The sequence below is a fragment of the Sutterella parvirubra YIT 11816 genome (assembly GCF_000250875.1).
GTDB lineage: Bacteria > Pseudomonadota > Gammaproteobacteria > Burkholderiales > Burkholderiaceae_F > Sutterella > Sutterella parvirubra.
Genome location: NZ_JH604931.1, coordinates 4,780 through 15,872 on the forward strand (window position 1 = coordinate 4,780; position 11,093 = coordinate 15,872).

Sequence of the window (11,093 nt, forward strand, 5' to 3'; positions counted from 1 at the left end):
CGCCGTCGGCTTCGCCTCCGCGCGCCACTTCGGCGCGCGGACCGCAGGGGCCGCAGACGTCGAAGTCGAAGCCGACGACTCGCCCGCCGCACGCGTGCGCGTCCGGGTTGAGGTCCCCGTCTTCGTCGTCCTCTTCGTCCCGGTTTTGGTCGCGGTCTTGGTCCCCGTCCGGCTCCCGGCCGCCGACCGGCTCCTCGTCCCGGAGGAACTGCGCCACGAGGAAGCCCTCCCCGACGCGCTCGATTCCGAGGGCGACGCCGACGAGGCACCGCCAACCGGTTCCTTCACCACCACCGGCGCGGTCTTCGCGCGCTCGATTTCTTCACAGATGAAGGCTTCGTACTCCGCAACGAACTGGTCGAGCCGGTATTCGCCCCGCTCGATCTGGGAGAGCTTGGTTTCAAAGGCCGCCGTCATCGCGGCGCTCCTCACCTTCGGAGACGCCACGATGAGGACGTTCCTGCCCTCCTCGGTGCAGTGCAGAAACTTCTTCTCGGTCTCGAGGTAGTTCTTGCGCTTCAATTCCTGGATGATCGACGCCCGCGTCGCAGGCGTCCCGATCCCGCCCGCTTCCTTCAACTTCTCCTGGAGGTGCGGGTCGTCGAACGAGCGCCACACATTCTCCATTGCGGCGATGAGCGTCCCCTCCGTGAAGTAGGAAGGCGGCTTCGTCTGGTCTTCCCGGCCGAGGACGTCCAAAACGTCCGCGACGTCCCCCTTGACGAGCGTCGGGAGCGCCTGATCGGACTCTTCGTCCTCCTCACCGTCGGCGTCCGCCTTGGCCTTCGCGGACTTCTTCTTCGCGGCCGCGGCCTTCCCCGCCGCTTCCGCTGCCTTCTCCGCTTCGGTCTTCTCAAACAAAACCTTCCACCCCTTCACCACGACGACCTTCCCCGTCGCGACGAAGGTTTCGCCGCCGAGATCGAACCGGATCTCGGTCGCGTCGTACTCGTGCACGGGGAAGAAGTTCGCGATGTACCGTCGGGCGATGAGCCTGTAGATCTTCTGTTCGGCGGGCGAGAGCTTCTCCCAATGGGCGGTGTTCGCGACGGGCACGATCCCGTGGTGCGCCGTCACCTTCTTGTCGTTGAAGGTCGGGCTCTTGATCGTGGGGTCGGCCCGCTCAACGGCTTTTTGGGTCGCCGGGAAGGTCTTCGCGATCGCTGCCAGAACGGCGGGGGCGTCCGGGTGCTGCGATTCCGGCAGGTACCCGCAGTCGGTTCGCGGGTACGAGGTGATCTTGTGGACTTCGTAGAGGCTCTGGCAGACCTTGAGCGTCTCCTCCGCGCTCATCCCGAACATCCGGCTCGCCTCGATCTGGATGTCGGCCAAGGAATAGGCCTTGGGTTGGAAGGCTTTCTTGCGCTTCGTGACGGAAGAGGTCACGGTCGCGGCCTTTTCCTGCTTGAGCTTCTCGACCAACTGGCGGCCGAGATCGAGGTCGATCAGGAGCTTTCCCTCTTCGTCCATCCCGGGCTGCCCCTCACGGGGCTTCCACTTCGCGCGGAAGCGGCAGGCCTTGGCTTCCAAGTCTGCGGAAATCGAGAGGTAGGGCTGCGGGACGAAGTTCCGCACCGCGTAGTCGCGGCGCGCGACCATCGCGAGGGTGGGCGTCTGCACGCGCCCCACCGCGATGAGCCCACCCGATTGGGTGAGCGTGTAGGCGCGCGAGAGGTTCATCCCGAGGAGCCAGTCCGCCCGCGAGCGCCCGCGGGCGGCGTCGCGCATGCCGGCGTAGTCGACGTTTTCCTTGAGCGCCGCGAGCCCCTTCCGGATCGAGGCCGGGTCGACTGCGGACACCCAGAAGCGCTTCACGGGCTTTCGGCACTTGTAGTGCTCCAGCACTTCATCGACCAAGAGCTGCCCTTCGCGGTCCGGGTCGCCGGCGTTCACCACCACGGCGACGTTGGGTTGCTTCAGGAGCTTCCCGATCGTGGTCAACTGCTTCTTCACGCCGCGGTCGGTCCTGGCCCTGCTGAGCCATGCCGACGGGATGATGGGGAGGTCCTGAAGACGCCAGATCTTGCGGCCCTTCTTCGTTTTGGGGATGTCGTCCGGGAGGTAGTCGTCCGGCTCGGCCTGTTCGAGCAGATGCCCGAAGCACCACGTGATCAGCGTGCCGTCCCGGCACGTGAGGTATCCTTCCGCGCGCGAAGCGACGCCGATTTCCGCCGCGATCGCCTTCGCGACCGAAGGCTTTTCGGCGATGAAGAGTTTCGTGTCCATGGGTTGGGATTTTACGGAGGGAAGGCTTCGGGTGCGGACGAACCCCTACGCCCGTCACTTGACGGCCTCCCCCACCTTCTTCAGCAGCCGCTCCCGCTCGTCCGGCGGCAAACCCGACCAGGAAAGCGGTTCGATCCCAAACACCCGCGCCACTTCGCGCTTCGCCAGGGGCCAAAGATCCAGCTCAGGAGACTGCTCGATCGAGCGGCAGACGGCGTGATAGGGGAGCGCGCCGTGAAAGGTCGTTCCGCGGAAGCACGGGGAGAACTCCGGCAACGGCTCGTTCTGCTCCAAGCGCGTGATCCGGAGGTACCCCGCCTCGTGCCCGGCGAGGCTCGTCATCAGACGCCAAAGCGTCAGTTCTTCGATGCGCTCCACCCGAACGAGAAGACGGTCGCCGTCGTTGGCCGTCTGGGCACCGGCGTGCCGCAGGACCCTTTCGTAGGGCGCGAATTCCTTGGCGGGGTCTTCCACCTTGACGAGAAGTTCGACGGCGAAAACAGTGCGCGGATCGGGCTTCCCTTCGGGGAACGCAGGGGCGTCGTCGTACGGAGGCAGTTTGGGTTTCTTCATAGGAGTCTCATAGATTCAATGCCGGGCGGAACTTCCCGCCCACTTCCAATGTAGTCGATCATGCGTCGTTCACCGACGCATGGGGCTAGAATGATTCCAACCATCCCTCCACCCCGCGACGCATTCCCGCAGAGGCAGAAACCATGGCGCGAAAAGACACCGCCGCGCAGGACGCGCTCCTCATCCTCGCCATCCTGAAGCGCATTCCGAGAAGCAGTTGGATCACCTCCACCGAGATCGGGCAGGCGCTTGCGGAATCGGGCCGCGAGGTGCCGACGAGAAGGCTGCAGCGCATCCTCCGCGAGCTCACTGACGAGCCGGAGTTCGGGATGGAGATCAACACGGAGAGCAAGCCCTATGCCTACCGGCGCGGCGTCCCCGATCCGACGTTGGCGAGCGTGACCCTCTCGCCTCAGGTGAGCCTGCTCGTGCGCATGGCGCAGGAGTACTTGAAGCACCAGCTGCCGGCGCCCCTCGTGAAGTCGCTCGATTACCTCTTCGAAGAGGCGCAGGAGACCTTGAACGAATCGGCGCGGTCCTCCCGCGCCGCGCAGTGGCTCCGCAAGGTCGCCTTCGTGCCGGAGAGCGTCCCGATGCTCCCGCCCGTCATCAAGTCGAGAATCTTCGACGCCGTGAGCGAAGCGCTCTACCGCGAGTCGAAGTTGGAGATCGACTACGTGAACTTCAACGAAGAAGCGAAGCACGGGATCATCTCGCCCCTGGGACTCGTGCAACAGGGCTGCAGGGTCTACCTTGTGGCCCGCTTCGACGGCTACGACAACGTCCGCCATCTCGCGCTCCACAGGCTCCAGAAAGCGCGCGTCCTCGACTTCGCGGCCGAGCGCCCGAAAGGCTTTTCGCTCGAGGAGTACGTGGCCTCCAAGCACTTCAACTACTCGAACGGCGGCAAGGTGCGGCTGATCCTCGAATTCGAGAGCGGCGTCTTCGCGAAGAACCTTCAGGAAACGCCGCTCCACCGCCGTCAGACGCTCGTGCGTCTCCCCGACGGCTTCTGGCGCTTGGAGGCGGAGGTCGACGACACGAACGTGCTCGACGGTTGGATCGCTTCCTGGCACCGCGCGAACATCCGCCTCTCGGAAAAGCAGCCGGTCGCCGACCCGCAGTGACGTTCCCTCCCACGTGAAGGACGCTTCGGGGGGCCCGCGCCGCCCGGAGCGTCCCGTCATTCACCTCCCGTCACCGCCTCAGTCCTTCCGTCGGCACGGGACTTCGCGCGACGTCACCGGTTCCCACGCCCACCAGTCGATCCATTTCACGCAGCTGCGCATGAGGTTCAACGCCGTCACGGCGAGCATCCAACGGTACTGGTGATCATCGACGTCCCCGGTGAATAGCTCCCATACGTGCGCCTTCTTTTCGGGAGGCGTCATGCCGAGCCGGGCGAGGATAAGCTCTTCGTCGGACTTCTCGAGGTCGTCCGGCGTGAACTTCCCGGCCCTCTCGTGCATCTCCCAGGCGATGCCGATGAGCTCTCTCGTCCTGTCGCCGTAGGTCCGGCTCACCCAGGGCATCGGGTCGCTGACGAGCTTCCAAACCCGTTCGGCGCAGTCGGGGTCGGAGAACACCGCGTCGCGGGCGACGTACTTCTCCTCCGGGGAGCCTTCGGCCACGAGTTTGTCGAACCATTCCGCCGTCGGTTTTTCAGGAAGACGGTCCCACAGCCCGACCAACGTCATGTCCGCATCGCGGTACGTGTCCAACACGTATCCGGCCATGAGCTCGGCGGAGGATATGCCCCTCTCCAAGGAGTAGAGGTTCGGCGCGGAACGCTTCTTTTGCGGCCCCAATCCGCGCGGCTTGGGCGTATAGGGGGTGCCGTCGGCGTTCGTCCCGTAGACGTTCTTCTCTTCGGGCTTCGGGCACTTGTCCGCACTCATGCTGCATCCTCCTGGAAACGGGAACAATCGGCTCGGGAAAGTCGACGCAGGCGGTCCGAACACCGCGCGGCACCGACCTTTCCCTCAACTTCATTGTCCGGCATCGTGCGTCGTTCACAGACGCATGAAGAATCTTCCGACCCTCTGATCAGACGCCTCCGGCAAGCCGCCGACATTCCGCTGAGAAGCCGCTGACATGCCACTGAGAGAGCGCGGTGAAGCCGCCGTTTGCCGGAGAAAATAAAAAACGGAAGGTTTCGTCGACCCTTCCGGTCGACGGCGCCTTCCGCCTGTGCTTCACCCCAATCTGAGTGAGTCGGCACGAACGGTCGCCGGGACGACAGAACGCGGCATCACTCCGGCGTCCACGCCCACCAGTCGAGCCAGCCGACGCCGCTCCGCATGAGGTTCAACGCGGTCACGGCGTCGCGCCAACGGACTGCGTCTTCCGCCCGGCGCTCCAAACGCTCCTCCCGCTGCCTAGGAGTCTCGTCGTACGCATCATCCTCCCTGTCCTCCTCTTCGGGCGGCGTCATGTCAAGCCACGTGAGGAGAAGATCCTCGTCGGCCTCCTCCATGAGCTCGTAGGACTCGATCACGCCCGCGGCCTCCTGCATCTCCAACGCGACGTCGATGATGCCGTACGTCCGTTCGGCGTAGGCTTCGCTCACGCGGGCGTCCGGGTCGCGGATGAGCTTCTCGACCTGGTTCGCGCACCACGCGTCGGAGAACACCAGATCGATGGCGGCGAGCTTCTCCTCCGGGGTGCCTTCGGTCAGCAGGTGATCGAACCATGCGACCGACGCACGATCGGGCAGATTCCTTTTCGCCTCACGTCGGCGCCAGCGGACCTCTTCGACCGCGTCCGACGCGATCCGCAGCATGCGCTCCGCAGCGCTGTCCTCCTCTTCATCCTCATCGTCATCTTCGTCCTCGTCGAAGCCCCCGTCCTCTTCGAGGTCCTCGTCCTCCTCAGTCCCGACGCCGTCCGCCACGCTGAGGTCTGCGGGACTCAACCCCGCGGAACGCTTCGCCTTCAGGATCTCGTCCGGTCGGACGGGACGACCCCCGCACGTCATGCCGACGGGCGCTTCTTCGCATTCGGGACGCTTCTGCGCACACATGATTCACACCTCCGGGACGGTTGGACAAGAGACGGGATGAAGGCCGCGCGACCGGATCCGAAGCCGCGTCGCGCCGCGCCTTCCCCTCACCTTCAGTGTCGCCTGTCATGCGACGATCACAGATGCAGGAAAACTCGAAAGGACGCTTCAGAGGGAGCTTTGGAGGGAGGTTCGGTGTCGCCGCCGGGCCGTTCCGGAGCAATAAAAAACGGAAGGTTCCGCCGAGCCTTCCGGCCCGGAGAAACCTTCCGTCGTCAATCTCCCGTGCAGATGCGCTGGACGCGCGGGGCCGTCCTACCCGCGCCGCTCCGTGAAGTGCCCGACGGCACCCTTGAGCGCGGCGAGCGCCCGCTCACCCGGATAGTCCGCGCCGATCCGGTCAAAGCGCGCGAGGAACGACCCCGGCGGTTGGCGGTAGATCTGAAGCGCGAAGGTGTCGACCTCCTCGTCCTTCAACCAATCGGCCAAGGCCAACAAGCGGTCTTCCGGCAGCCACGCCGGATGCGCCGTCGTGCGGCATTCGAGCTCGACGCCCGCCTCCCGGATCATCCGGTAGGACTCCAAAAAGTGCGCACAGCTCCCCGGGACCCCGGTCACGCGGTCGTAGGTCTCGGGGTCCGTCGGGACGGCCTTCACGTCCAGGCCCACCCAGTCGATGAGGGGGAGGCACGCGGCCAACCGATCGGGGTAGCTCCCGCCCGTGTGAAGACCCACCTCGAAACCCATCGACTTCACGGTGCGCATCGCCTCAGGGAGCGCGTGGTCCACCGTAGGTTCCCCTCCGGAGAAAACGACGCCGTCCAAGAGACCCTTCCTGCGGGAGAGAAGCTTCATCACCTCGTCCCAGCTCGACTCGGGCGCGTGCGCCCGCGACTGCATCCAGTCGTTGTGGCAGTAGACGCAGCGCCAGGGGCACCCCTGGACGAACACGACCGCCGAAAGGCGGCCGGGAAAGTCGATGGTGGTAAAGGGCGTGATGGCGGCGACCCGCAGGGCCGCCGCCGGCATGGCGTCCGTCACTTCACTTGCCGCAGCAGGAGGCGGGCTTGTGCTGAGCGGCGCTTTCTTCCGTGAAGCAGACGCGTTCCTGGAACTCACCCTTCTTGCCGATGTTGAAGGACTGCACCGGGCGGTGGTAGCCCATCACGCGGGTCCAGACTTCGCAGGGCTGGCGTTCGGAGTCCTTGAGTTCAGGGGCCTTCAGGTTGGTGGTCTTGTCGGTCATGGTGGTGTCCTCTTTGGAAACGTGAATCTTCAAATGTCTTTCGGGTCCGCTCGAGGCGCTCCGGGACCGTTACGGTTTGCCGGTCCCGTCGCGCTACGGGGTTCCTTGCGGTTGAGCCCAGATCAGCTCGCTGCGCTCATCTCACGGCGCTTCTTGGCGAGGATCTCTTCGTCGCACTTCGGGCAGAAGTCGTGGCGGCCGGAGAGGTAGCCGTGCTTCGGGCAGATCGAGAACGTCGGCGTCACCGTGATGTAGGGGAGACGGAACGTCGTCAAGGTCTTCCTCACGAGGTCGCGGCAGGCTTCGGGCGAGCTCACGGCTTCGTTCATGTAGAGGTGAAGGACCGTGCCGCCGGTGTACTTGCGCTGCAGGTCGTCCTGGCGCTCCAGCGCTTCGAACGGGTCGTCCGTGAAGTTGACGGGGAGCTGCGAGCTGTTCGTGTAGTACGGATTCGACGGGGTCCCCGCCTGGAGGATGTCCGGGAAGCGCTTCTTGTCTTCCTTGGCGAAGCGGTACGTCGTCCCTTCGGCGGGCGTCGCCTCGAGGTTGTACATGTGGTCCGTCTCTTCCTGGAAGGCGACGAGGCGCTCGCGCACGTGGTCCAAGAACTTCAGCGCGAACGCGTGACCCCACTCGGTCGTGATGTCGTCGCGGTCGTCCGTGAAGTTGCGGATCATCTCGTTGATGCCGTTGACGCCCACCGTCGAGAAGTGGTTCCGGAGCGTGCCGAGATAGCGCTTCGTGTAGGGGAAGAGCCCCTGGTCGATGTGGTGCTGGATGACCTTCCGCTTGATCTCAAGGCTCGTCTTCGCAAGTTCGAGCAATTCGTCCAAGCGACGGAAGAGCCCGTCTTCGTCGCCCTTGAAGAGGTACCCCAGGCGCGCGGTGTTGACCGTCACGACGCCCAAGGAGCCCGTCTGCTCGGCCGAGCCGAAGAGGCCGTTCCCGCGCTTCAGGAGTTCACGGAGGTCCAGCTGCAGGCGGCAGCACATCGAGCGGATCATGTTGGGCTTGAGCTCAGAATTGACGAAATTCTGGAAGTACGGGAGCCCGTACTTCGCCGTCATGTCGAAGAGCATCCGCGCGTTCGGGCTGTCCCACTCGAAGTCCGGCGTGATGTTGTAGGTCGGGATCGGGAACGTGAAGACGCGGCCCTTCGCATCGCCCCTCATCATGACCTCGATGTAGGCGCGGTTGATCATGTCCATCTCGGCCTGAAGTTCGCCGTAGGTGAAGGGCTGCTCTTCGCCGCAGATCACCGGGCGCTGGCTCTTCAGGTCCTCAGGGCACGTCCAGTCAAAGGTGAGGTTCGTGAACGGCGTCTGCGTCCCCCAGCGGGAGGGGACGTTGAGGTTGTAGATCAGCTCCTGGATGCACTGGAGCACCTGCTCGTAGGGGAGGTTGTCCTTGCGGATGTAGGGGGCCAAGTACGTGTCGAAGGACGAAAACGCCTGCGCGCCCGCCCATTCGTTCTGCATCGTGCCCAAGAAATTGACGATCTGACCCGTCGCGGACGAGAGGTGCTTCGGCGCGCCGGCCTCCACCTTCCCCGGAACGCCGTTCAAGCCTTCCTGGAGGAGCGTGCGCAGGCTCCAGCCCGCGCAGTAGCCGGAGAGCATGTCCAAGTCGTGGATGTGGATGTCGGCTTCGCGGTGCGCGCGGCCGATCTCACGCGGGTAGATGTAGTTCAACCAATAATTGGCGACCACCTTTCCGGAGACGTTCAGGATGAGCCCGCCCAGCGAGTAGCCCTGGTTCGCGTTGGCGTTCACGCGCCAGTCGAGCTGTTGGAGGTATTCGTTGATCGAGGTTTCGACGTTCACCCAGCTCTCGCGGGCGTTGCGGACCTTCGCGCGGGATTCGCGGTAGACGATGTAGGCGCGCAGCGTCGTGAAGCAGTTCGCGTCGTAGAGCGCGTGCTCGACGGCGTCCTGCACTTCTTCGATGTGAAGCGTGCGCTGCTCCGTGCTCGCGAGACGGGGCATGACGAGCGTCTCGACGATGTTCCGGGCGCGCGGCTCGTCGAATTCGCCCGTGGCCTTGCCGGCGCGCGTGACGGCGCGCACGATCTTCTCAACGTCGAATTCCTTGACGGTGCCGTCGCGCTTCAGAAGGTGGCGCGGCGAGGTGGTGGGAGTCGCAGTCATATGTGGTGGTCTCGTTTGTCGTTTTACTAGATGTGGTGTTTGCGCCTACCTCGAAACACCACAGGTCGTTGCGGTATAAGTTGACCGTGACGGACAGTATAGCGGCAGGATCCCTCCGCTCCGCCACCCCCGGGGGGTTCAAAAGGAGTAGTTGGTAGGCCTTGACGGGACGCCGAAAATATGGTTTCGCACTACATCTTGTGGTGACGGAGCTTTGCCGGGAACCCCTTGCGTTCACCATCGTTAACACCTAAGACATGCATCCGGGTTCTTACGGATGCATTCCGGACGCGCACCCCGTACAATGCGCCCCGACGGTTGAGGAAGAAGGATTCCATGCCGTCTCCGGCGACGCTCCCGAGGGGCCGCATTGGAAAAGCAACGCCTTTTCAATACGTGCATGTGAGCACGTCGGATTTATGAGCCTGCACGAAGCGCGTGCGGGCTCTTTTTTTATTCGGCGGGTCTGTTCGGCGGTCTCTTCGGCGTTCCGTTCGGCGGCCGCGCCCGGCCCGACCGACGACCCTCTTTCTCTTTCTCTTTCTCTTTCTCTCCCTCTTCCTCTTCGTCCTCCCTTCTCTTCACCCCCGCCCGACCAGCCGTCGGCGCATCCGTCCCGTCACGATGTCCCCGGGCCGCATCCGACGCGCTCCGCCCGTCTGGCGCATCAGGCTCGTGAGGCACCAGGGATGTGATGCGGTCTCGGAATGTCAATCCCGTCGATCGCGCCGTTCGACATGCCGGTCAAAACGACGGAGTACGCCTTCATCCCCAAAGCGGTGTTGCGCCGCACCTCCCGATCGAGATACGCCGCGCGACGCAAGTGCCTGAGACCAAACCCGGGGCCGCCAAAGTCGGAAGGTCTTGTCCTACGTATCTATACATACGACAAGTACCGCAGGACTCACGCTCGAAACCCCTTGAAAAAGCGTGTTTCCGTCAAGAAAAGCTCTGCGTTTTTATTGACGAAGATCAAAACCAAAAACCACGACGCCCAGTTTGCAGGCCGTCCTGAGGGCATGCATCCCGGCGTCTACAGGCCTCTTCCGTGCCCCTGCGGTGCGTTCCTGCAACCCGCAGGGACGTTCCACGGCATGCTCACGGGCACCAAGGCCGGTTCCCGGGGCGCGGACGCTGAAGAGGCGGAGGATGACGCGCCGGACTCCGGCAGGCCGCTTTCCGCGCCAGGGCAGGCCTCCGCAGGCGTCTTCCGCGCGTCTTCCAGGCGTTCTGGGGCGTTCTGGGGGCGTTCCGGCGCACCCTGAAGCCCTCCGGCGCGCATCCAACGGCCTTCCGCGGGTCTCCGCGGTCCCACAAGCGTCCGGCGCGCCTTCTGAGCTTCGTCCGGGTGACCGGCCCCGGCGCTCCACGGAGGGGATAGGCACGCGCGCGGCGCCGCTTCCAGCCTGCACCCGCCCTCCGGGCGGCCCTCGCCGCCCTCTCATATCAACACTTCAGCAACATCAATGCGTCACTTCGGGCGCATAAACGGCAAAGGGCCCGCAAAGCGCACTCTGCGGACCCCGGATAAAACTTCGGGACGACGTCCCTGACCGGCGTCGTCCCGAAGTTTTGTTTGTTGAGCAGCTTCTCAATGATGCAGGACCAACCACATCACCGTCTTCGCGTCTGAGGAGCAACGCACGGAGCACATTGACCGGCTGCCTGAGGCACAAGGTACACCGCCCCATGGGGTTTCGCAAATCGCGGATAGGCCGGACACCGGGCGATTTCACGCCGTTCGGACGGTTTCCACGTCGCTATCGCCATTTGAGAACCATTCTTGTTTGTCAATCCTGAACAACCGTTCGTAAGTATTCATACGTATGATTCTTGCGACATTCCGTCATAAGGGGAACTACCTCTTTTCGACAGGCCGCGTCCAATCCTTGGGTCGGTA

Annotated in this window: 8 protein-coding genes; 1 reads left to right on the forward strand and 7 read right to left on the reverse strand. The window is 64.0% G+C overall.

What is annotated here, in order from left to right; translation table 11 throughout:
* Nucleotides 1–2,226 (reverse strand): DNA topoisomerase 3 (locus HMPREF9440_RS03740; RefSeq protein ID WP_008541648.1); only part of this gene is annotated, 2,226 nt, incomplete at its 3' end.
* 54 nt (nt 2,227–2,280) lie between these two features.
* Complete coding sequence (locus tag HMPREF9440_RS03745) at nt 2,281–2,799, reverse strand: hypothetical protein (RefSeq protein WP_008541649.1); 519 nt, start codon at nt 2,797–2,799, stop codon at nt 2,281–2,283.
* Between the two features lie 143 nt (nt 2,800–2,942).
* Between HMPREF9440_RS03745 and HMPREF9440_RS03750 the strand changes: the two genes are divergently transcribed.
* Complete coding sequence (locus tag HMPREF9440_RS03750; RefSeq protein ID WP_008541650.1) at nt 2,943–3,926, forward strand: helix-turn-helix transcriptional regulator; 984 nt, start codon at nt 2,943–2,945, stop codon at nt 3,924–3,926.
* Between the two features lie 78 nt (nt 3,927–4,004).
* Here the strand turns inward: HMPREF9440_RS03750 and HMPREF9440_RS03755 are convergent, their stop codons facing one another.
* From HMPREF9440_RS03755 to HMPREF9440_RS03775, 5 genes are all read right to left on the reverse strand, one after another.
* On the reverse strand, nt 4,005–4,697 hold the full coding sequence (locus tag HMPREF9440_RS03755) for a hypothetical protein (protein WP_008541652.1): 693 nt from the start codon (nt 4,695–4,697) through the stop codon (nt 4,005–4,007).
* Between the two features lie 353 nt (nt 4,698–5,050).
* Nucleotides 5,051–5,821, reverse strand: a complete 771-nt coding sequence (locus tag HMPREF9440_RS03760) for a hypothetical protein (protein ID WP_040763480.1) — start codon at nt 5,819–5,821, stop codon at nt 5,051–5,053.
* A gap of 294 nt (nt 5,822–6,115) precedes the next feature.
* Entirely contained in the window at nt 6,116–6,829 is a 714-nt protein-coding gene (locus HMPREF9440_RS03765; protein WP_008541655.1) for an anaerobic ribonucleoside-triphosphate reductase activating protein, read from the reverse strand.
* Between the two features lie 13 nt (nt 6,830–6,842).
* Complete coding sequence (nrdD, locus tag HMPREF9440_RS03770) at nt 6,843–7,046, reverse strand: anaerobic ribonucleoside-triphosphate reductase (RefSeq protein ID WP_040763482.1); 204 nt, start codon at nt 7,044–7,046, stop codon at nt 6,843–6,845.
* Between the two features lie 122 nt (nt 7,047–7,168).
* Nucleotides 7,169–9,193, reverse strand: coding sequence for a ribonucleoside triphosphate reductase (locus tag HMPREF9440_RS03775; protein WP_008541660.1), 2,025 nt, complete (start codon nt 9,191–9,193; stop codon nt 7,169–7,171).
* Between the last annotated feature and the right edge of the window lie 1,900 nt (nt 9,194–11,093).